Here is a 22,497-nt window from a genome sequence, read left to right as displayed (position 1 = left end):
AGTAAGAGAGTAGGTGGGGGATACTCCCAGTGTGCCAAATCTCTCCGCTACTATGTTAAGTCACAAGTCGTCTGCAGTATAGAAAGATCTCTTTTCTTAGTTGTTTCCTCTGGTAGTTACGTTGCCTTATCAGCATGACTCGTCTCATTCCCAAAGAAAGAGCCCAGTCACTGTGAGCAGTCAAAGTTACTATCCACAATTTTTTTCAGAAAGTTAACCCTGTGAGAATTCCTCCCACAGGGTTAACTTTCTATTTAACGATTGGCAGAGGTTAACAAAAGCTCAACCGGTGTCTCAGAGAGGTTTTACCTGAACACAAAGTTGAATCTTTGGTATTAGAGGTGCCTTAGCTCAGAAGCAGAAACCATACAGAATATTCACTCAATATGTTCTCGTTCTAAGCAAGGCTCACTCCTCAAAATCATGGGTCTTGCTTAGAACGAGAACGTCGCCCGAAGTAGCCCCTGAATAACATCGTTATTTCCACTCACGTTAAAGGGATTAGAAATAAACATTACAGTAGGTGTCAGAGTAATATTGTCGTTAATCGAAAAACGATAAAACGCTTCAAAGTTAGTTTGAGACGGTTGACCATCACCCGCAACCACAAAGGGTTGACCTATGGCAACAGCCAGTAATGAGCCCGGTGCGCCTAAATCCCGGATGCCCAAACCACCCATCCACGTCAGAATGTAGTTACTAATGCCGGTATTTCCGATACCCGTACCCAATGCATTATTGGGATCAGGGTTAAACAGATCGCCTCGTTGCCCAGTGACTGTATTAACGACAATCTGTGGGTTAATCGAATAGCCAATCCGACCAAAGAACCCAAATCGGCGATTAAAAGTTGCCTCAACGTTGGCACCAAGGGCATTCTGCCGAACGTTATTCGTCTCTGAATGGGTATATTGCAATCGAACAGCAAAGTTATTCTGGGCTTCCTCACCCCAAGTATCGGCATACTCTAATTCAGCTGAAGCCTGGTAAGGATCGCCAAAGAGTCCACCGTTACAAGGAAATGCTGAATCACATAAACCACTAGTACCTGCTGCATTCTTCCCATCTCTTGCGATGTAAAGAGCTCGGAAACTGATTGGTCCACCGTTAACATTCCAGTCAACGGCAGCTCCTGCACCACCAGGAACCCAATTACCAGCAGAGAATCCAGTAGAGTTAGCAATAATTAAAGGATTATTGATGAAAAAGCCGGAATTGAAATCTTGGGCAGAATTATTAGCATAGCTATTACTATCAATAAAATCGCTTGGGAATATGTTCGTTCCCGCAGTAATTGTTACATCTGGGCCAATGGGTTTTAAAACTATACGCTAACCGCCGCAAAACAACACCGTTTCTAAGTCCGGCGTAGTCAACAGCTCCTAAATCAACCAGAGATACCCCAAGATTATTGCCCTGTGAGGTGCCACCCACAACACGAGGTACAGGAAATGGATTTGGGTCCCCTCCGGGGAAACCACCTACTCCATTAGAGACAGGAGAGTTAAGACCCGCAGATGAAAAGAAGTCCAGTCCCCCATTGCCAAATTCAAACTGAGTTTGTAATAAATCATCGCCACGAAAGCTGGTATTAAAATTCAGCCGAACTCGGGAAATTGCAGATGGTCGGGAGTCACCGATACGGGGAGAGTTCACTGGTAATGGTGCCAAGGGGTTCAAAACTCCTGGTATAACTGGACCTGGTATAAATTGACCATTGGTTCTATTTGGAGCTGCAAGTGGCACAGGAATCGTATTTTGAGCATTGCTGACAAAGTCGCCAAACTGAGCAGCCATAACCACTTCAGCCTGCAGTTTGGTGGTGGTTGAAAACTGCTGTGCTTCTACCGTTGCAACGCGTGCTTCTAATCCATCAACACGTCCTCTTAAAGTGGCGAGTTCTGCCGCAAACTCATCCTGCAGTGCTTTAAGGGCATCTAAATCTTCTTTTGTGGCAAAACGATTGCTGAGGTTATCCAAACAAGCATTAACCAAAGCAGCAGCTTCTCGCCGCGATATAGCCCGGCTTGGCCTAAATGTTCCATTCGGATATCCAGCAACACAGCCGTATCGCTCAACTAAGGATTGAATTGCTTGAAAAGCCCAATCTGTTGGGTCTACATCGCTTAGTTGACCAACAGCAGTAACCTGAGCTTGGGAATTATCTCCCAGCTCATGCAGGCTACGATCACCGTGGTAAGCCTTGTCTGACTCAGATCCCAGTAACTCATCAACAGTCAATTCTTCAGCATCAGCAATTTTAATGGGTTGAGATAATATCGGTTTCGTAAAATTCCCAGGCTCAGCAACAATAGGAGAATTCTCTTGATTATTTTTTAGTGGGGTGATTGGAGCTGCAGCTACAGCTAATTCTCCTGCCGCAATCGTAAGCCCCCAAAAAAGAATATCCTAATACAAGTCTTTTTTTTGAATATTTTTTTTCATAATTCTACTTTCTCACACCTTTAATTTTTCACAAACTTATTTTGTCAGCATTTAGCATGCTTTGAAGCTAAGACATTCATGCCTAATAAAGAATAGAGCTTGAAAGCTTTGAGTAACAAGAGTTATGTGATGTTTAAGTTGTGTAAAAAAGTGTAAATTGGCTTAATATCAGGCTTGAAATCACTCATTTATAGGATGAGCAAGATTCTGGGAACTATAAGGAGAATAATCAAGATAGAACCGAATTCATGCTGTTTTTTAGGTGAGCACAAATATAGGTAATCTTAAACGACGATCTAAATATTTTCAGCATTTTGGTTTTACTGATAACCACTGAAAAGTCATTTATTAATCAAATACAAAAGCAATCTAAAGAGCCTGTATGACAATTCTATTTACACGAACATGGAAACCCTTACAGACTCAAAGATCTGTCTACCTGAGAAAGGTGATTCAAAGCTCTATTTTGAATGACCGTACCCAGAACAGGTCATTGTGATTGCCTGAGAACCTCTGTTTTTCGTAGTCAAGTCAACACTAAGACTTGCCACAGACGAATCAAAAAGCCATTGTCATCCCGCAATTACTTGGAGCTTCTGTAAAAATCGAATCTTCCAATGCCTGCAAACTGCCCTTTAGCAGTGTCTCCTTCTGGAAATGCCGTTGCCTCAAATTGATAAGTACCAACAGAAGGATTTCTAACGGGTCGAACAGCGATAGTCACTCCTTTCCCAGGGACTACCGGTGAGTCAAAAACAACCGTGAGAGTCCGGGTAGGGGGATCTGTAACGATAAGTCCTAGAGGTAATTCTGTCCCCTTATTTCTTGGCGTACCCTCAAAAGCATTTACTGCTCTAGCTTTAAATCGTGGATATTCAACTCCCTGTTTAAGAGTTAAGTTAATTTGCTGAAGCGGTAAGTTAGCTGATGCGGGAACATCAATTGTGAAGTAGTAAGTTGCCCCTAATTCTTTCGCATTTTTACTGGTAGATTGCGAGCGAACTAATCTAGGTGCTTGGGCAAATGAAATTTGAGGGCCACGGTTTTTAGATGGAATTTTGGGAGCATCCAGCAATTCAGCTAACTTGGTTGTCGATTTAGGTTGAGTTGTAGGACTTATAGGAGAAGTAGGTAGCTGAGCTGGTTTTGCAGTTATTTGCAGGGGAACTGGTGGTGCTTTGGGAGTAGTGGCGGGTAACTGAGCTGGCTTTGCAGTTGTTTGTAGGGGAGCTGGTGGTGCTTTGGGAGTAGTCGCGGGCAGCTGAGCTGGCCTTGCAGTTGTTTGTAGAGGAGCTGGTGGTGCTTTAGGAGTAGTGGCAGGTAACTGAGCTGGCTTTGCAGTTGTTTGCAGGGGAGCTGGTGGTGCTTTAGGAGTTGCCGGTAGCTGAGCTGGTTTTGCAGTTGTTTGTAGAGGAGCTGGTGGTGCTTTAGGAGTAGTGGCAGGTAACTGAGCTGGCTTTGCAGTTGTTTGCAGGGGAGCTGGTGGTGCTTTAGGAGTTGCCGGCAGCTGAGCTGGTTTTGTAGTTGTTTGCAGGGGAGCTGGTGGTGCTTTGGGAGGAGTTGCCGGTAGCTGAGCTGGTTTTGTAGTTGTTTGCAGAGGAGTTGGTGGTACTTTGGGAGGAGTTGCCGGTAGCTGAGTCGACTTCGCAACTGTTTGTGGAGGTGTAGAGGGAGAACTAGGCAATTGAGCAATATTGGTATCTACTTGTTTTGCGGCTCTAGAGAATGTGTTTATCGGAATACCAAGGTTAAATCCAGTTTTAATGGGGTATTCTTCATACCCTGACTGATAGACCTTTCTGCCTTCAGCCAATCCATGAATACCGATAACTTCCCCACCTTCATTAAAAATGGGTCCACCACTCATACCGGCACGAGTAACGTTTGTGTAGATTAACCGATAGCCTCTAGCAACAGGGCGTGGGCAAATGCCAGAGATTTCTCCACTTGTAATCTGATAGACGTGAGGGAGCGCTTTACCCGGTGCTGGCCAGCCAGCAATGAATACTTTGTCTCCTTCTGTGACGTTATCGGAGTTGCCTAGTTTAGCTTGAGGGTAATTTTTATTACTGATGAATGACACAATAGCAAGATCAATGTTTGGCAACCTTCTAACAGAGCTGTAATCCAAACGATATCTTGATCCGTCGGGTGTCACTATTTCATATTCATCTTCCGTTTCAACAACATGTTCAGCAGTTAGAACAAAATAGCTATTTCCTTGTTTGCCAATAATTACGCCGGAGCCAGGATTTTGCCCATCAACCAGAATGGTGCTTTTTTTAGCTAAACGGTAAACATCAGCTTGTTTGTTTGCAGCAATTACATAAGGTTGGGTTGCTGTAATTACTATGCCCAGAAGTGCTGTCGGTAATATGGATAAACACATCATTAAAATAGTTAGTGATAGAGTTGGGCATTTTTAAAATGCAGATTATAGTTTACCTTGCGGCATTCAGGCTAATTTTCAACAAATCCAACAGATCTTAGTAAATACTAATAAGTGTTGATGAAGATGTATAAGCTCCAAAATAGAATTATAGACAATTTTTAGGAGCAGTTATACAGTAATGTAATTTTATTTAATTCAAATCGAATAAATAGTCACGACTTCTCTGCCTATGCCTAAAAAATACATTAAATAATCACTATTTAGAGGCTCTATAAAGTCTTGCTAGATATTTTTTTAGCTGTCTTTTTAATTGTTTTACATCAAGATCTTGGATTGAATTCTTGATAATTTATATCGAATGGAGTTCAGGTAGACCCATAAAATAGTACAGAAACACTACTGTGACTGATTGCTTTAGGAGAACAGTAAAAATGAGCTATGGCCTTAGACTATTCCGCATGGCACTATCAGCATTTTTGCTTGTACTGTTAACTTGCAGAGTTGCTGCTGAACCAACTAGCTCTGAGGTTCTTTTATCACAAGCTATTCCTTCTGGTGAACAAAATTCAAATGCCAATTACCTTTTTCAGCAAGGAATTAAGCAGTTTGAGGTGCGCCAGTATCAATCTGCCTTGCAGTCCTGGTTGGAAGCGCTAAAAATCTACCAGGCGCTCAAGAGTGATGACGGTGAATTAAAAACTCTAAATAATCTGGGGCTTGCATACTCTAATTTAGGCCAATACAAGAAAGCTATTCAGCTCTATGAACAGTCCTTAACGATTGCACGTAAAATTGGCGATCAAAAAACTGAAGCGAGTTCACTTAATAACCTGGGGTCAACTTATTACTCTCAAAAGCAATACCTAAAAGCAATTGACTACCATAAAAAATCATTAGATATTGCTAGCCAATCTGGCATGAAAAATATTAAGGCTGATGCTTTAAATAACCTTGGCAATGCTTCTTATGCAAATCAAGGATATCAAGACGCCTTTGAGTACTATCTCCGCTCTTTAGAGATTCAGGAAAAAGCAGGTAATCGTAAGGCTGAAATACAAGCTCTCAATCAGTTAGGAAATTCAGCATATGCCTTGGGTAAATATCAGAAGGCGATAGAATTCTATGAGCAGTTTATCGCCATAACCAATGACAACAATAATACTGAACAGAAAACTATTCTATTCACCAATCTAGCAACTGCTTATACTTCAGTCGGTCAACTTCCAAAGGCAATTGAGCAGTACCAACAATTATTAGAGTTCATTGGCAGTACCAACAATGAAGCTAAGGCGAAAGTTTTAAATGATATTGGAAATGCTTTTTTCTCGTTAGGTCAATACCAAAAATCAATTACATACTACCAAAATCTTTTAGAGATTACACGTCAGCTTAATAATCAAGAAAGTGAAGTAAAGGCTCTCAATAATTTAGGACTTGCATCATATTCTTTGGGCCAACATCAAAAAGCATTGGAATACTACCAACAATCCTTGCCTATCGTCCGTCAGCTTGGCAATCAAGAAAGTGAAGTAAAGGCTCTCAATAATTTAGGACTTGCATCATATTCTCTGGGTCAATATCAAAAAGCTTTGGAACATTATCAACAATCCTTAACTATTGCTCGTCAAATGGGTGAGCAAACAATCGCGGTAAATTCTTTACATAATTTAGGTAATACAACCTATGCACTAGGTCAATATCCTAAAGCACTTGAATATTATCAGCAGTCGCTATCAGCTTCAAGACAAATTGGCAATCATACTGTTGAAATATCTTCGCTGAATAGCCTGGGAAATACCTATGACGCCCTTGGACAGTACCAGAAAGCCATTGAATTCTATCGCCAATCTTCAGAATTAAAGAAGAAAAGATTAGGAGAAAAAAAATAGATTATTTTTGTATTAGCTGTTGTAATTGTGCATTAAACTAAGCTTGTTACTATCCTCCAAACAACCAGGAAAATAGTCCCAAGATCAGCCCCATAGTTAACAGCTTGGGAATACTCAAAGCATGGAAAGCATCAATGGGCCAAAACAGCATCATTTTGGTGATTTGAATACTAATTGCCAATAGAACAATAAAAACAACGGCAGGCATGCTTCCCCTCGGTTACTGCTGATTTGCAGTTTCAATTTATGTTAATTCAATTCGGTTCGTTCTTTAGCTCTGATGGGTCAGTCGTTGCGGGTTGGTTTGGTAAAGCAGAATCAGAGGTTTGCTCTTCTGCAGGTAATTTAGGTGTATTCTCTTCAAGATTAGTTTGTGATTCTTCTATCGATGGAACTTGTTCTGACGGAGAAGTAGAAGAGGATTGAGATTCCGTATCAGAGTTGGTATCGTTTTTGGTATCGCTATCGGTTGGATTGGTATCGCTCTCAGATTGCTCCGAGGAGTCTTCAGCTTGCTCTTCCTCCTCTTTCGCTTTTTTTAGTTCGGCTCGCACCAGCTCTTGAATTCGCTGATGCTCCTCAATACCTTCATAGGCATAGCGATTATAGCCATTGTCCGTAATGAGAGTCTCGAGATATTGAACTCGCTCCAAGCTACCAGGATGAGATGAGAACCAGGGGGCAACAAAGGGTTTATCTTCTTTACTCAAGATCACCATCAAATTACGGAGACCATCTGCAGCATAGTTAGCCGAAGCTAAAAGACGAGTACCTAAAACATCCGCCTGTCGCTCCATATCCCGACTATAGTCAGCCACCACCAGACTCGTGAATAAGCCACCCACATAAGGGATTAAGCGGGTCAGTCCGCCTGCCTCAGCGCTCTCCGTCGCAATCTGAAATCCGTGGGAGAGGACTGCATGGGACAGTTCATGGGCAATCAATCCCGCTAACTCCGCTTCAGAGTTACTTTTGAGGATGGCTCCCCCATTAATAAAGATTTTTCCCCCAGGCAATGCGAAGGCATTGAGCTTTTCGTTATTGACCACATAGAACTGGTAGTTAAACTCCCGCCCTGCTATCGGCGTTAGTTTTTGGGCAATCCGATCCACGTAATCTTGGACTTCTGGATCTTCTATGAGGGGGAGTTGGTCCTTGGCTCGATTTGCGATCGCATCTCCCACTGCCGTCTCCCCGCGCAATAGCAAAATGGAAGTCTGCAAAGCGGACAAGCCAGGTATAGGACTCCCCGTAATCGCAATCCCCAACGCTCCCGTAATAAAACTACCAATCGTATTATTGGTAATCTGGGTGCGCAAGCGGGCTCGGAAGCGATCCTGATATTCCTCCGATAAACGTGCAAACTCCGAAGCTTCAGGATGATCTGGATTCAACAATGCAAATTGGCGGGCTGTGATCGAAGCCTCTAGCCATTGTTTAACCTGAGTTTGTTGTTGCATGAGCCTTTTTTGCAACTCAGGCTGATTAGGATACAATGCAGCAGCCCGCGCCATCACCGCTAAAGCCTCATCCACTTTTCCATCCGCCACAAGTTCTTCTGCCAGCCGTAGATGTCCCGGCACAAATTCGGGATACTCCTTCACCAGCAATCTCAAGGGCACAAAAATTCTCGTTTTTAGATTAAGCTCAGATCCTGCTTTGGCTTCTCGCCAATACACTCGCCCACCCGGCGATAATTGAGCTGGATCCTGCATCGGCTCAGCCAGAGGTTTCACTGTAGCACTATCCGAGAATGGGCGTTTCGCTTGCTGATAGAGGGCGGAAGCAGCTTTAATTTGACCCGATTGATATAGCTGATCAGCCTCTATCAGCAACTTTTGCCTAGCTTTTTCCTCCGGAGACTGTGATGCTTGATCATCAACACCATCAGCATCTTTAGATTGGGACAGTTCATCTGTCTCATCTTTTCCAGGATTCGTATCTACCGGAACAGATGTGGCCTCTGCCTCAGACACTGATGGTTCCGGAGGAGCATCGGCTGTCTCTTCAGACTGAGATAGATCACGATTGGCCTGGGCAACAGCTAAAGTCGAGGCTGAGCTATCCGTTTGACTCAGGGGCGCAGCAGATAAATGGCTAGATTTTGGTGGTTGAAGCGATCTTATGTCTGAAGCTTCTGATGATACAGGTAACCATTCAACCTGCTCAATCGCTACCCCATCCGTAGCCCCACTCACCAGAGAACTGGCAACGGTAAAAAGCAGACAGAATCTAAAAGAGACGAAGGACATACTGCCAATGACATGAACGGCGAAGAATGCTCTCTTCTAAAACGCTATCTACACCAGCATTGGGTCAAGACAGTCACCATATATAGAGAGGCAATCCCATCAAATGGGCCATCCCTATTCTAAGTATATTCTCTCGAATCCATGAAAATTATTCTATGCCTGACTATATCCAAAGTTAAGAGTCAGTTTCCGTAATGTAGCCATCCACATGTCAGGTGGATCGCAATAACGCTCTAGTTGAATAATCTGATAATGACTAGAGCTACCTAAACCAGAGATCTCGATATAGTCTCCAGGTTTGACACCATCCCTTTGGGTCGTCATGTAATAAAGGCTCTGATCTGGCGAGGCCTCTAGCACAAATTGATTATTGAGATCTCTCCAAAGATATTGATGCCACTTTCGTCCCGCTGCAAGACATTGGTAAGGGTATGAGCGACTTTTTTGAGTCAATTTACGCAATGTGACTTGAAGGGCATGAAAGCTCATGTAATATCTCCACTGAAAAATTGCTCAAAGCAAACCATATTTGTATCTTAGAGAACCATCGTGAAAAAGCTGTGAATAGATATTGTCTTATTTTCTGTTAACAAGTAAAAAAATATTTCCCTTTGATCTACATACCATAGAATCTGCCCACAAATGAGATTTATTTTTGGAGGAAGATTGATTAATTTAGTGAGTATTTTTACACAGGATTCGGCTATAGCCCCTTTACACAAAGCATATAAAAAAACTTAATCTGCTATTCAAATCTAAAAAACAATTAATACTGTTGCTCCACAAATACCGCTTATAAATCAAGCATTGTTAAGCTTAACAAGACGATATTGCATGACTCTTAAACACCTAATCCAACCTACTTTCTCTTAAGAATTACTTAATCTCAATGTTACGATTTCATTATTTTCAAGAACAAATGGGTTCTTGGATATAGTGGCGGATCACTTCATGCATTTCCAGGTCTTGGGCAGGCTGTATTCGTTGGACTGGATTAAGAAGGATTACAATTCATTCATAAGATGCTGCGATTATTCTGCTAAGGACTGGCCAAATTTCCATGACTGATGTTCCTGTCTCTCGCATTCGAAATTTTTCCATCATTGCCCACATTGACCATGGCAAGTCGACTCTAGCGGATCGTCTGTTACAAACCACTGGCACCGTGGCAGACCGAGAGATGAAAGAGCAATTTCTCGATAATATGGAACTAGAGCGGGAGCGAGGAATTACCATTAAGCTGCAAGCGGCCCGCATGGCTCATAAAGCGGCAGACCAGGAAGATTATGTTCTTAATCTGATTGATACGCCTGGGCATGTCGATTTTTCTTATGAAGTCTCTCGTTCCTTGGCAGCCTGTGAGGGCGCCCTGTTGGTGGTAGATGCTTCCCAAGGGGTAGAAGCGCAAACTTTAGCCAATGTCTATCTCGCCATCGAACATGATCTAGAAATCATCCCGGTCCTTAATAAAATTGATTTACCGGGCGCTGAGCCTGATCGGGTGAAGCAAGAGATTGAAGAAATTGTTGGCTTAGACTGTAGCGGGGCCATTCTGGCATCTGCTAAAACAGGCATCGGCATTGAAGAGATTCTGGAATCCATTGTCCATTTAGTCCCCCCACCAGAAGATACAACCCAAGACCCCTTGCGCGCATTGATCTTCGACAGTTACTACGATCTATATAGAGGTGTAGTAGTTTACTTTCGGGTCATGGACGGCACAGTCAAAAAAGGCGACCGCGTTCGTTTAATGGCATCGGGGACAGAATACGACATTGATGAATTAGGGGTATTGTCACCCACCCAAGTTCAAGTTGAACAACTGCATGCTGGGGAAGTGGGGTACTTTGCCGCTGCAATTAAAGCCGTTGAAGATGCTCGGGTCGGTGACACCATCACCCTTGCTAAAGCTCAAGCTGCTGAACCACTACCAGGCTATGTGGAAGCTAAGCCAATGGTATTTTGCGGGATGTTTCCCATCGACGCCGATCAGTTTCCAGATTTACGAGATGCCTTAGAACGTCTCAAACTCAATGATGCGGCATTAAACTATGAACCAGAAACCTCTAGTGCCATGGGGTTTGGGTTCCGTTGTGGATTCCTAGGACTGTTGCATATGGAGATTGTGCAAGAGCGCTTGGAGCGAGAATATAACTTGGATTTGATTATTACAGCTCCGTCTGTGGTCTATCGAGTGACCACCCTTAAAGGCGAAATCTTGCTGATTGATAATCCCAGTGCTCTGCCTGACCCTCAACGTCGCGAGAAAATTGAAGAACCGTTTGTTCAGGTGGATATGATTACGCCGGAAGAGTATGTCGGCACCCTAATGGAGTTAGGGCAGAGTCGCCGGGGTACCTTCAAAGATATGAAATATCTCACCCCAGGGCGAACAACCTTAGTCTATGAGTTACCTCTAGCCGAGGTGGTTACTGACTTTTTCGACCAAATGAAGTCGCGGTCAAGGGGGTATGCCAGCATGGAATACCAACTGATTGGCTATCGAGAAAATCCCTTAGTCAAGCTGGATATTTTGATCAATACGGATCCTGTTGACTCTCTAGCCGCCATTGTTCATCGAGATAAAGCCTATTACACAGGACGCGCTTTAGTCAGTAAGCTGCGAGAGCTGATTCCACGACATCAGTTTAAGATTCCGATACAGGCTGCGATTGGGGCTAAGGTGATTGCCAGTGAGAGCATTCCAGCCCTAAGGAAAGATGTACTGGCAAAATGCTACGGTGGCGACGTTTCTCGGAAGCGAAAGCTCTTAGAAAAGCAAAAAGCAGGTAAAAAACGGATGAAATCTGTGGGGCGGGTTGATGTTCCCCAAGAAGCATTTATGGCTGTTCTACGGATTACGGATGAATAAATCCAATTTCCTCTCCGATCAGGAAAGCCCCTAGCAAATATTTTCTAGGGGCAGCTATGGCTTATCAACCTACTCAGGATGCCCATTATTAGGTACCTTTAGAGCTTTACAAATAAAAAAAGTTTAGAGTTAACATCAATTTTTTTTGATGCTTTGGCTATAGTCTGACTGGTTAAATATGGGAGGTAAGTCCATATTTCGGCGCATATTGATGCTTATCGCTGAAACCATGCAGTCAGGGCAACGGCTAGGGCATCTGCCGCGTCGTCTGGCCGAGGCAAGCAATCTAAGCAGAGTTCTCTAGCAACTGCTTCCTGCACAGCAACTTTATCTGCAGCGCCATATCCAGTTAGAGCCAACTTAATTTGAGCCGGCGTATATTCAATGATGGGAAGCTGATGCTGCGCTAGCACCAGCAATAAGACCCCACGAGCTTGGGCCACTAAAATCGTATTGCCCATGCGATAGAAGAAAAGTTTTTCTATCGCCACCAAATCGGGCTGATGGGTGGTGAGAACTTGATGCAAGTCCTCGTAAATCGTCTGCAATCGTTGCCCAATATCAGTTTTGGCAGGTGTTTGGATAATTCCAAAGTCCAGGAGTCCAATGCTATCTGTATCCGTGCTGATCACACCAAAGCCTAAGGATGCTAACCCCGGATCTAAACCCAAAATCTTTTTTGTCACTATTGATAGAGCAGCCTTTAAGCACAACGTATAACAATAGGCTAAAGTCATGAGGTCTCCAGAATAGAGTTATGACTCACATTGGCCTCGATTCTCTATCTAGGATTCTTATAATAGTAAGACGTTATGTAATTGACTTACCTTCAACTCGTATAAGAGCAGTCTGTACTGTTTCAGCTTGACGATTACTTTCCTATAGAAATTCATAGAAACCGGAATGATTTTCCCTATCTATCTCAGCCTTGTTCCCCTGCAGACTCCTCTTGTTGCTGGTTTTTTTCTACCGATTGATGGCCTCTTCTCCACTCAAGGGGTAATGGTGATGCTTTTGGCGGCCTATGCTGGGGCCATGTGGATGTTCCTGTCAAGTGCACCCAAGGTGCATACGCTGATGGTGTCAGATCTGGAATTAGCTCGCCAATTTTTTGAAGGAGAGCTGCAGTTGCGAACCGCAGAAGTCCCCCTTCACTACTATTACAACTATGAGCAAACGCTGGGCTTATCGGGGATAGATCCTCTTTATATGTCTACGGATTTTGGCCGACCAGCCATGCAGCAATTGAGCGGCACCGATGGATTTTGGTATCAACTCAAAAAAAATGTCCAATTGCATGTGATTGGTGGGGCGAGCATTGGAGACAAAAACAGGCAGCGTCATGTTTGCTTTGATCATGACTGTCTAGAACAGATTTTGATGAAGGTGCAAACTCGCTATGTGAAATATAAGATTCGGCGAGAAAAACCACTAAACTTCTTAGTTAAGACCTACGAAGGTGCTGTAATAGAGTTTGCTGAAGTTTCTAATTAACGCAAGTCATGTCTTTCTCTTGGCAACCCGTCAAATCCTATCAAGATATCCTGTATCACAAAGCTGACGGCATTGCCAAAATCACCATTAATCGTCCTCACAAACGAAACGCCTTTCGCCCTCAAACCATTTTCGAACTCTATGATGCCTTTATAGATGCTCGGGAAGACCCAAGCCTTGGCGTCATTCTTTTAACGGGAGCAGGTCCCCATACAGACGGCAAGTATGCGTTTTGCTCCGGTGGGGATCAAAGTATTCGAGGAGATGCTGGCTATGTTGGAGATGATGGCATCCCACGTCTTAATGTTCTAGATCTACAACGGTTAATTCGTTCGATCCCCAAGGTCGTTATTGCCCTGGTGGCAGGATATGCCATTGGCGGCGGGCATGTCTTGCACTTGATCTGTGATTTATCCATTGCTGCAGACAATGCTGTTTTTGGCCAAACAGGTCCTAAAGTGGGTAGCTTTGACGGTGGTTTTGGAGCCAGCTATTTAGCCCGTGTGGTAGGCCAAAAGAAAGCCAGAGAAATATGGTTTCTCTGCCGCCAATACGATGCCCAAGCAGCCTTATCTATGGGCTTAGTGAATACGGTAGTCCCAGTCGCAGAACTAGAAGCTGAAGGGATTCAATGGGCCCAAGAGATTTTGCAAAAAAGTCCTTTGGCAATCCGCTGCTTGAAAGCAGCTTTTAATGCAGATTGTGACGGACAGGCCGGTATTCAAGAGTTGGCTGGGAATGCCACGCTGTTGTTCTACATGAATGAGGAAAGTGCAGAGGGAAAAAATGCCTTTCTCGAAAAACGGGATCCGAATTTTAGACAGTTTCCTTGGCGGCCTTGATGGAGTCATTTTTTCGAGCATGCTGGGCCATGATCCCATAATGCTATTGGCTTATATACAGTTCAGGGAGCAAGTAATACTTGCTCCCTGAGACTAAATTAGTTTTTTAAATTGATCTGAAGACCCAGATCGGATGAAAAGGTTTTATCAACCTGCATCGATGATCGATCATTGATGCAATCTAAAGAGTTGGGGTTAGAACTCGACGAGCGGATGCGGTCTCTAAACGATAGGGCTCAATAGACTTCTGTGGATGATTAATTGAGAGAGCCTCTATAGCAGAAGAAAAAACTTGGGATCATTAGAGAACATGCTTTCCACTCCCCACGAACTGGAGCCCCAAGCTGCTGACATTGTCCGCCTCGTCTTCCCTCTGGGGAGTAATGTTGACAATAGCGGCAAGCAAAAGTGGGAGAACTCAAAGTTTTCATAGAGTGAGTTGAAAATCAGTAGTTTTAATAGACAGAAAAACTTCGTAATATTTGTTAATGAATTTGAAGTATTTCCTTAGTTTTGCTAAGGATTTCTGCAGTGGGTTATTAGCCTTCTTTATATTAGGTTTCTCAGATTTCGGGTTTGCACCATTCGACAGCCGATAAAACCTTTAACAGCAAGCTGTTAGGTGATCCCCCTGCCATTAAAGCTGCATTTATCTTTTCTTTATGTTTGACATGAGAAATCCGATAAAAAAGCTTCAAAAGAAGCCTGGGGATCAGATGAATGAAAGACATAGCTTGCTTTCTCAGACAAGTGCAAAGTATAAAAACTGGGAAACCGTTAGGGTACCCCAATGAATCCTTCAACACGCCAACAATGTCAAAAAATACACTGTCGACTTAGCTGTATCTTTGTATAGATTCGCAAAACTTATAGTCAATTTGGCTACTAATCCTCATATATTTGCGCGGAAATACGCAAAAAAATACTTACGGATTTGGCTTCAGGAATAGAAAAAACGTGATGAAAATTGCTAGCTGGAATGTAAATTCTATCCGAACACGCTTAGAGCATGTTTTGGACTGGTTGTATGCCCAATCAATAGATGTTTTATGTCTACAGGAAACGAAGGTTATTGATGAGGACTTTCCGAAAGCCTCTTTTGAGGAGGAAGGTTACCAGGTATATGTTTCGGGACAAAAAGCTTATAACGGTGTGGCTTTAATCAGTCGGACGGCTCTATCTGAGGTAAATACGGGTTTCACCCCTCTACTCGGTTCCAATGATTTGACTCAGCACTATGACCAGCAAAAACGTCTGATCACGGGGATCATTTCTCCTGGAGTTCGCATTTTGAATTTATATGTTCCCAATGGCTCAGAAATTGACAGTGAGAAGTATGCCTACAAATTAGAGTGGTTGGACCTATTACATCGCTATGTTGAAAAGCTGCTGCATCAGGATTCCCAACATCTTCTGATCTGTGGTGATTTTAATATTGCCCTAGACGATCGAGATATGCATGATCCCACTAAGCGGGAGACCCATGTTATGTCTACAGATCGAGAGCGACAAGCTTTGCAAAAGGTATTGGAGCTCGGGTTAGAAGACGCTTTCCGTAAGTTCAACTCCAAGTCAGAGCAGTTTAGCTGGTGGAATTATCGGGCAGGGTCTTTTCAACGAAATAAGGGTTGGCGGATTGACCATCACTATTTAACGCCGACGCTATATGAGCAGGCGACAGCTTGCACCATTGATGTAGCCCCTCGTCGGTTACCGAAACCTAGCGATCATTCTCCCGTTGTGGTCGAAATAGATACCCAAAACTTGTAGGTGCAAACTACTGAAGACACTTACTTCTGAGGGCAAGGTAACAGAATTTGTAGCCAGGCCCCGCCTGTTTGGGGATGGTTGCGGGCCCGAATGGTGCCGCCGTGGGCAAGGATGATTTGCTGTGCGATCGCAAGTCCTAAACCACTCCCCCCCACAGGAGTCAGAACAGAGGATTGCTCCTGTTCTGATAGGGCAACAGAGGTCGCTTGAATGACATCTGATCCCTCTAGAGATTGTAGGCTCACTGACTCAGCATTTCCCACTATGGCACTACCTCTCACTCTAGAAAGATCAGAGCGATAGAAGCGCTTAAAAATATGAGGAAGAGATTCTACGGAAAAACCTGAGCCTGTATCAATAATATCGATACAAAGACTTTGCCCTCCTTCCACTTCCTCAGCAGACTGAACGACTTCTACCTGGACAATAATGGGCTGATCAACCGGACTGTACTTAATAGCGTTATCGATCAGGTTAAGGAACACGCGATACAGTCGATTCTTGTCTGCTTCTAAAGTGCAATCTTCCACCCCCTGGTAAAAAAGGGACAGATTACGCTGCTGAGCCAAAGGTTCCAAATTCAGCCAAGCCTTGTGAATCAGACTGGGAACATTAACAGGTTGCAATTTTAGGGTTTGGGCTTGATTGAAGGTGATTCGGCTGAGTTCGAGTAAATCTTTCACCAAGTCGCTCAGGCGGGTGACTTCTTGCAACAAGCGATCAATATGGGAACGATGTTGCCAGCTAATGCGGGGTTCAAGAGTTTCCACCATGAGTCGAATAGAAGTGAGGGGTGTTTTTAACTCATGGGCAACATCTGACGTCCAGCGATCTCGATCCTCAGCCAAGTTCTTCGTCTCAGTTCGATCTTCAATAAATACCCCCACATGTCCTTCAGACAGAGGAATACCATAGGCCTTGAGCGGCCACTCTTGAGCCCGCTCAGACAGATGCATAATCCACTCAATTTGATGCTCTTGCTGATCTGAGCGAACTTGACCAATCAATTGATCCAACTCTATAGAACGCACCACTTCTAGGAGAAGACGATTCGGCCCAGCATCCCAAGAACGACTTTGAATCTTCAGAAGATCGCAGGCCCGTTCATTAATCCAATACAAATTGTCGGCACTATTAACCTGCAAGTAGCCTACCGGGGCTCGATGTAGAATATCTTGCCAACCTAACAGCTCTTGCTCATGCAGCTGTAGCTGATCTTGAAGTTGCAGCGTCACTCGAGACAGCCGGCTCAAGGGAGACAAGGCAGGACGATAAGGATCACTCGGTAAGTTACGAATAATCCGTTCAAGTTGGTTGTTGAAATGACGAGCAGACCAGGCTAACAGTCCTAGACCCAGACCTAATCCTGCGAGGAACCATACCAATTGCACAATACTCTCCGGTATTTAAGCTTGAGATTCCCTCAAATCCTCATTTCTATCCAAACCGATAGCCAAATCCTCTAATGGTGACCAAGTAATCTGGATTACTGGGGTCAATTTCTATTTTTTCCCGGAGCCACCGAATATGTACATCGACAGTTTTGCTATCACCAATATAATCCGGTCCCCAAATTTTTTCGAGAATCTGCTCCCTTGGCCAAACTCGCCGAGGATAGCTCATAAATAATTCTAAAATTCTGAATTCTTTAGGAGACAGATTAACTTCTTCGTTCCGAACCATCACACGACATTCATCAGGATGCAAACTGATCTCTCGACAGGTGAGTAGGGCTCCCTGGGGATCGGTATTATTGAGCCGCTGCCGTCTTAAGAGAGCTCGGCAGCGAGCGATCAATTCCCGCATACCAAAGGGCTTGGTGAGATAGTCGTCGGCACCCACTTCGAGGCCGACAACCCGGTCGGCTTCCGTATCCTTAGCACTCAACATAAGTACCGGAACAGTCGAGCCTTCGCGGCGAATAAACCGGCACAAATCAATCCCATTAATGCCGGGCAGCATAATATCTAAAATAATCAGATCTAAGGTTGATGCCTGCTGCGATCTCGACTTAAATAGCTGAATAACATCCAACGCTGTTTGGCCATCAGCAGCCGTAATCACCCGATATCCTTCACTTTGCAGCGCCGGAGCAATGGTTTCGCGAATATTTTCTTCATCTTCTACTAACAGAATCTGCCCCATTGTGGTCGGCAGTTGCTCAAAAGAGCGAGCATTAAAGTCAGTAGATAGCATACAGAGTAGTGCCAAAATAGCGACAAGCCGATTCTAGCACTGAATCTTCCGCAAACCATTAGCCTGAGAGGCCTTTAACCGAAGCATAACCTAATTTTTATCAATTTGAGAAGAAAATCAATGAATAGCGCTGGATTTCGCGGCTCCCTTACTAATCGTTGCCAAATACAACCCAGTCAAAATGATAAAAAAGGCAATCCAATTCAATAAATTGAGCTGCTCTCCAAACACTTTCCAGGCCAGAATGGCGGTGATTAGAGGCTCCATAAGCATAAAAATAGAGACAAATCCCGACGTAAATTGCTTGAGGCAGTAAGCCAGCAGACCTTGTCCTAATCCTTGGCTAATTACCCCTAAAGCAATGACGGCTAACCAAACCGTTGTAGATGTGGGAAATAGTTGATTCCCCCCCATCAACACAATCGGAATCGTCAATAGTCCAGTCACGATACAAGAAGACAACATGATGGTGGTGGTGGTAAACCGCGTCCGCAGTTTTTCAATCACCAGAAAATTGGCGGCATAAAAAACGGCTGATAATAAAGCAGCCCCATCCCCCCACTAGACCACTAGTGCCAACCTGAAAATCGCCGACTCCAATGATTAACACCCCAGTGATTGCCAACCCCAGACCCATAAGGAATTGACGATTGAAGCGATGTCCTAAAAACAGCCACCCCCCTAATGTTGCAAACAAGGGGGTCATGTTATGGAGGAGATTGGAATTTGCCACACTGGTTTGGGTGAGAGACCAAGCCCAAGAACCTGCCCGACCGTAGATCAAGATCCCCAAACACACAAACCAGAGCAAATCGCGAATTTGAAGCGGTTGAGATGTCTGATCAGCTTCTGCAGAAGGTTGGCGAAATTGTTGGAAGCCACTCCACATTCCTAAAGCCAGAGATGCAATCCAAAATCGGTTAAAAATGGTAGCGCTGGCCGTTAGCTCTTCTTCGCTCAAGCGAGTAAATATTGCCGAGAAAGACAAAATACAGACTGCAGCGAGCAAAGCAGCAAAGGGCAAAATAGATGAAGTCTGCGATGCAGATTTCTCGTAAAGAGCCTCTAGAGCTTGCGGGTCAGCAGCAGGTCGCTGCAACGTTTCAAGAGTCTGCTGAGGCCGCTCTAGGTCTTTGGTAATCATTATTGAGTCAATTTTGAAGAGTGGGCTGTCGCGAGGTAAATGATCCCCATTATTATGTTATGTTACGAGACCCCTGGACAAAATATATATTGTGTAATTTTTTCGATACATTTCTTTTACAATGCTGTATTTTAAGGCGATAGCATTAAAAAGAATTGGATAACGACCGCATTGGCAATATCCATACAACAAGCTCCCAATAAGGGAATCACCAGCAAAGCTTTGGGAGAAGGGCCATATCGTTGAGTAATCGTGGTCATATTCGCCATCCCCACGGGCATCGCCCCCCAGAACCATCCCCCGTAAAGCCAGCACAGATCACGCTGGCATCGTAATCACGACCTGCAGCCCAAAAACACTACAAAATAGGCAAACAGCCCAGCACAAAGGGTTTGGACACCCAAAATAATCAGCAAGGGACCTGCCGTTTGCATCCAAGACAGAATCTGCAAATTCATCAGGCTCATGACCAGAAAGAGCTGCAGGCTGACGTCATTCCAAAATGACAAAGCTGAATCATTGACCGTAATATTTCCCCAGTCTAGAAGATTGATCAAAAGAATAGCCACCAGCATGATGGGTAGAAATCGTGGCAAAACAATTCCCCAATCACTGGTGAGCAAGTGCAATCCCAATCCCAAACTCAGGGAAGTCGCAATCAATAAAACAATCCCAAACATGCCTTCCAAACTCGTCGGCATCGTCACTGAACTTTCCACCATAGAATCAGAGGGCGGGGATAGGGACTCCAGATCAAATCGGTGAATCAAATGCTGACTAATGGGTCCTGCTAAAACCCCTCCCACAATCAATCCCAAGGTCGCAGCTGCTAGGCTAAATTCCAATGCACCAGTCCATCCTTGAGCTTCAAGGAGTGTTCCCCAGGTGATCGCTGTACCATGGCCGCCCACAAAGGAAATCGTCCCACCGAGGAGTCCAAAGATGGGAGGGCAACCGACTACACATGCCACCAAGATCCCCACTGCATTTTGCAGGAATAGAAAAGCAACCATAACCCCAATCACAGCAAAAAGGGTTTTCCCTCCTTCTTTAAGCTGTTTAAAGCGAGCAGCTAGGCCAATCGTGCTGAAGAAGATCAAAAGCAGATTGTCTCGCAGGCTCAGATCAAATCGTAAATGCCAAGGGGTGAACAGATTGACATAGGCCACTAGACCACAGCCGATTAGACCGCCCGAAACAGCAGCAGGAATATTTAGTGTTCTGAGGAGAGGGATAGTGCGGGTGAGCAGGATACCAATCCCGAGAATAAAAATGCTGATCAGTAGAAAGGTCAAACAATCAATGTCGACAATGGACTCGCTCATGAAGCGCGCCGATTGAGGAAGGCGACACATTCTACATGAGAGGTTTGAGGGAAGAAGTCTACGGGTTGGACTCGATTGAGATCGTATTGGCCTGACTGACAAAGCAACTTCAAATCACGAGCTAGAGTCGCAGAATGACAACTGACATAAACAACTCGCTCAGGCTTGAGGGACAGGAGTTGATCAATCACACTCTGGTGACAGCCTTTGCGAGGCGGATCTAACAAAACCAGATCCGGGGCAAAAGGTAGCTCGCCCAAACAGTCTTTGGCCGCTCCGGCAGAAAACGTTGCATTGCTAATTTGATTGAGAGTAGCATTGGTCTGGGCCTGGTCTATGGCTGCAGTCTGCAATTCAATACCAACAATCTCTTTAACCCGCTGAGCTAGGGGAAGCGTAAGGGTACCAATGCCGCAGTAAAGATCAACAACCTGTTCACTGCCCGTGAGTTGAAGGTGGTCGAAGAGGGTGTTGAGCAGGACTTCCGCTTGTTCGGTATGCACCTGAAAAAAAGTATCCGGACGGAGTTGAAAGGTTAGCCCCGCAAAGGTTTCTTGCAAATAGTTGCGTCCGGCGATGCAAGTGGTGTCATTCCCAAAGATGCGATTGGTCCGATGGGAATTGAAGTTAAGACAAATCCCCACCAATTGGGGATAACGTTCAAGCCACTCCTGTACTTGAGCATCTAGATCGGCTAAATCAGATAAAGCTTGGTTCGGTTTGGCATTAATAATCAGCGTCATTAAAATTTCTCCCGTCCGCCGCCCCATGCGGATCGAGAGGTGGCGAATCCGTCCCCGATGGTTTTGCTCGTTATAGATGGGCCAGTCTTGTGTTTGAATATCCTCTTTAATTTCAGCTAAAAACTGATTGAAATGAGGATCTTGGACCGGGCATTGATTGAGGTTAATGAGCTTGTGACTCCCTTTGCGGTAATATCCTGCCTGCACTCGGTTAGTATTGGGACTCAACACGATGGGATAGGTGACTTTGTTGCGATACTCAATCGGGGATGGGGCAGCCAGTACTGGATCGACGGCTGGAGTCCGGAATTTACCGATTCGCTCTAGGGCTTGAATCACATGATTTTGCTTGGCGGTCAGTTGGTAGGCATAGTCCACCTGTTGCCACTGACACCCACCACATTTATCAGCAACAATGCACTGGGGTCTCACTCGGTGCGGCGAGGCTTGCTTAATACTTTGAAGCTGACCATAGGCATATCTAGGTTTGACCCGAAGCAGCCGCACACTAATATGATCGCCAGGAACGGTGTTTGGGACAAAAACGACCTGATTCTGCTCTCCCCATCGACCCACTCCATCTCCAGTCGGACTGAGATCTGTAATCTCTAGATCTAATAAGCTGCCTTGTTGCCAATGGCTTTCTGGTAGTTTCTGTTCACTAGCATTTTGAAGATTATCCACTGGCATAAAGTTGATGCAATAACGATTGGAGTAAATAAGACGGAGGCTCTAAATCGGCTTAGGCTGATTGACTCTGCCATAGTCTTAAAGGCAAAACATAGATAATTCTGCTAATTCAAGCACTTCATCGTATCCGAATATTTGGCGAAATACCTTTTTTCCCCCACTAACATTTATGAACGTGTCCTCTAGAGATGACTTTTAAGGAAATCAACTACCGTTACTCGCAGGATTTATTCCCTTAACTAACAGCTGAGTTTCTCCATCTTTTTTGAAGCTGCAAACGAAATTATTTATGCAAACAATATTAAGATTCGCATGATAGTAGATCCTCATCCCCTTACTATCTTTTTATTCCCCAACGTGGACTGATCTATGGCTTTAGTAAAGTTCTAGAGCCTGAAAGTTCACACTAGAGTGCAGGTTCAAGGAATGCGTTAATCAATAAA

17 protein-coding genes and 1 pseudogene are annotated in these 22,497 nt (G+C 44.3%); 5 read left to right on the top strand and 13 right to left on the bottom strand.

Annotated elements, in window-relative coordinates; translation table 11 throughout:
* Nucleotides 1–434: 434 nt before the first annotated feature.
* Both HRE53_RS35245 and HRE53_RS20900 read right to left on the bottom strand, forming a co-directional pair.
* Nucleotides 435–2,406: pseudogene (locus HRE53_RS35245) on the bottom strand (iron uptake porin).
* Between the two features lie 622 nt (nucleotides 2,407–3,028).
* Nucleotides 3,029–4,837 carry a DUF2808 domain-containing protein gene (locus HRE53_RS20900; RefSeq protein WP_235107789.1) on the bottom strand — a complete coding sequence of 603 codons (1,809 nt, stop codon included), beginning with the start codon at nucleotides 4,835–4,837 and terminating at the stop codon, nucleotides 3,029–3,031.
* 458 nt (nucleotides 4,838–5,295) lie between these two features.
* On the opposite strand from HRE53_RS20900, the gene HRE53_RS20895 reads away from it, so the two are divergent.
* Nucleotides 5,296–6,726: a tetratricopeptide repeat protein gene (locus tag HRE53_RS20895; RefSeq protein WP_235107788.1), complete on the top strand. Its 1,431-nt coding sequence runs from the start codon at nucleotides 5,296–5,298 to the stop codon at nucleotides 6,724–6,726.
* Nucleotides 6,727–6,775: 49 nt separating this feature from the next.
* Here HRE53_RS20895 and HRE53_RS20890 read toward each other — a convergent pair whose 3' ends face one another.
* The 3 genes from HRE53_RS20890 to HRE53_RS20880 all read right to left on the bottom strand — a co-directional run bounded on the left by HRE53_RS20890 (nucleotide 6,776) and on the right by HRE53_RS20880 (nucleotide 9,467).
* Nucleotides 6,776–6,934, bottom strand: a complete 159-nt coding sequence (locus HRE53_RS20890) for a hypothetical protein (protein ID WP_235107787.1) — start codon at nucleotides 6,932–6,934, stop codon at nucleotides 6,776–6,778.
* A gap of 46 nt (nucleotides 6,935–6,980) precedes the next feature.
* Nucleotides 6,981–8,978, bottom strand: a complete 1,998-nt coding sequence (locus HRE53_RS20885) for a M48 family metallopeptidase (RefSeq protein WP_235107786.1) — start codon at nucleotides 8,976–8,978, stop codon at nucleotides 6,981–6,983.
* 153 nt (nucleotides 8,979–9,131) lie between these two features.
* Nucleotides 9,132–9,467, bottom strand: coding sequence for a hypothetical protein (locus HRE53_RS20880; protein ID WP_212665141.1), 336 nt, complete (start codon nucleotides 9,465–9,467; stop codon nucleotides 9,132–9,134).
* Nucleotides 9,468–10,038: 571 nt separating this feature from the next.
* Between HRE53_RS20880 and lepA the strand changes: the two genes are divergently transcribed.
* Entirely contained in the window at nucleotides 10,039–11,850 is a 1,812-nt protein-coding gene (gene lepA / locus HRE53_RS20875) for a translation elongation factor 4 (RefSeq protein WP_212665140.1), read from the top strand.
* Nucleotides 11,851–12,065: 215 nt separating this feature from the next.
* On the opposite strand, the gene ruvC is transcribed toward lepA, so the two are convergent.
* Nucleotides 12,066–12,587, bottom strand: coding sequence for a crossover junction endodeoxyribonuclease RuvC (gene ruvC, locus HRE53_RS20870; RefSeq protein ID WP_396133395.1), 522 nt, complete (start codon nucleotides 12,585–12,587; stop codon nucleotides 12,066–12,068).
* A gap of 166 nt (nucleotides 12,588–12,753) precedes the next feature.
* On the opposite strand from ruvC, the gene HRE53_RS20865 reads away from it, so the two are divergent.
* From HRE53_RS20865 to xth, 3 genes are all read left to right on the top strand, one after another.
* Complete coding sequence (locus HRE53_RS20865; RefSeq protein WP_235107785.1) at nucleotides 12,754–13,344, top strand: glyoxalase-like domain protein; 591 nt, start codon at nucleotides 12,754–12,756, stop codon at nucleotides 13,342–13,344.
* Nucleotides 13,345–13,352: 8 nt separating this feature from the next.
* Entirely contained in the window at nucleotides 13,353–14,186 is an 834-nt protein-coding gene (gene menB, locus HRE53_RS20860; RefSeq protein ID WP_212665137.1) for a 1,4-dihydroxy-2-naphthoyl-CoA synthase, read from the top strand.
* A 960-nt stretch (nucleotides 14,187–15,146) separates the two neighbouring features.
* On the top strand, nucleotides 15,147–15,956 hold the full coding sequence (gene xth / locus HRE53_RS20855; RefSeq protein WP_235107784.1) for an exodeoxyribonuclease III: 810 nt from the start codon (nucleotides 15,147–15,149) through the stop codon (nucleotides 15,954–15,956).
* Nucleotides 15,957–15,976: 20 nt separating this feature from the next.
* Here xth and HRE53_RS20850 read toward each other — a convergent pair whose 3' ends face one another.
* The 7 genes from HRE53_RS20850 to rlmD form a co-directional block, all read right to left on the bottom strand.
* A complete protein-coding gene (locus tag HRE53_RS20850; RefSeq protein ID WP_212665135.1) occupies nucleotides 15,977–17,347 on the bottom strand; it encodes a cell wall metabolism sensor histidine kinase WalK in 1,371 nt (456 codons plus the stop codon).
* A gap of 46 nt (nucleotides 17,348–17,393) precedes the next feature.
* Nucleotides 17,394–18,152 (bottom strand): response regulator transcription factor, encoded by a 759-nt coding sequence (locus HRE53_RS20845; protein ID WP_235107783.1) that lies wholly within the window; start codon nucleotides 18,150–18,152, stop codon nucleotides 17,394–17,396.
* A gap of 117 nt (nucleotides 18,153–18,269) precedes the next feature.
* Nucleotides 18,270–18,659 (bottom strand): DMT family transporter, encoded by a 390-nt coding sequence (locus HRE53_RS20840; protein ID WP_235107782.1) that lies wholly within the window; start codon nucleotides 18,657–18,659, stop codon nucleotides 18,270–18,272.
* Nucleotides 18,652–19,296 carry a DMT family transporter gene (locus HRE53_RS20835; protein ID WP_235107781.1) on the bottom strand — a complete coding sequence of 215 codons (645 nt, stop codon included), beginning with the start codon at nucleotides 19,294–19,296 and terminating at the stop codon, nucleotides 18,652–18,654. The genes HRE53_RS20840 and HRE53_RS20835 overlap by 8 nt, the downstream gene beginning before the upstream one ends.
* Nucleotides 19,297–19,427: 131 nt before the next feature.
* Complete coding sequence (locus HRE53_RS34520; RefSeq protein WP_255800813.1) at nucleotides 19,428–19,556, bottom strand: hypothetical protein; 129 nt, start codon at nucleotides 19,554–19,556, stop codon at nucleotides 19,428–19,430.
* A gap of 75 nt (nucleotides 19,557–19,631) precedes the next feature.
* Nucleotides 19,632–20,621 carry a sodium/glutamate symporter gene (locus HRE53_RS20830; RefSeq protein WP_235107780.1) on the bottom strand — a complete coding sequence of 330 codons (990 nt, stop codon included), beginning with the start codon at nucleotides 20,619–20,621 and terminating at the stop codon, nucleotides 19,632–19,634.
* Complete coding sequence (gene rlmD, locus HRE53_RS20825) at nucleotides 20,618–22,054, bottom strand: 23S rRNA (uracil(1939)-C(5))-methyltransferase RlmD (RefSeq protein WP_235107779.1); 1,437 nt, start codon at nucleotides 22,052–22,054, stop codon at nucleotides 20,618–20,620. The genes HRE53_RS20830 and rlmD overlap by 4 nt, the downstream gene beginning before the upstream one ends.
* Nucleotides 22,055–22,497 lie beyond the last annotated feature (443 nt).

It is taken from the genome of Acaryochloris sp. 'Moss Beach', assembly GCF_021497025.1.
Lineage (GTDB): Bacteria > Cyanobacteriota > Cyanobacteriia > Thermosynechococcales > Thermosynechococcaceae > Acaryochloris > Acaryochloris marina_A.
This window is presented reverse-complemented; position numbering and strand designations above follow the sequence as displayed.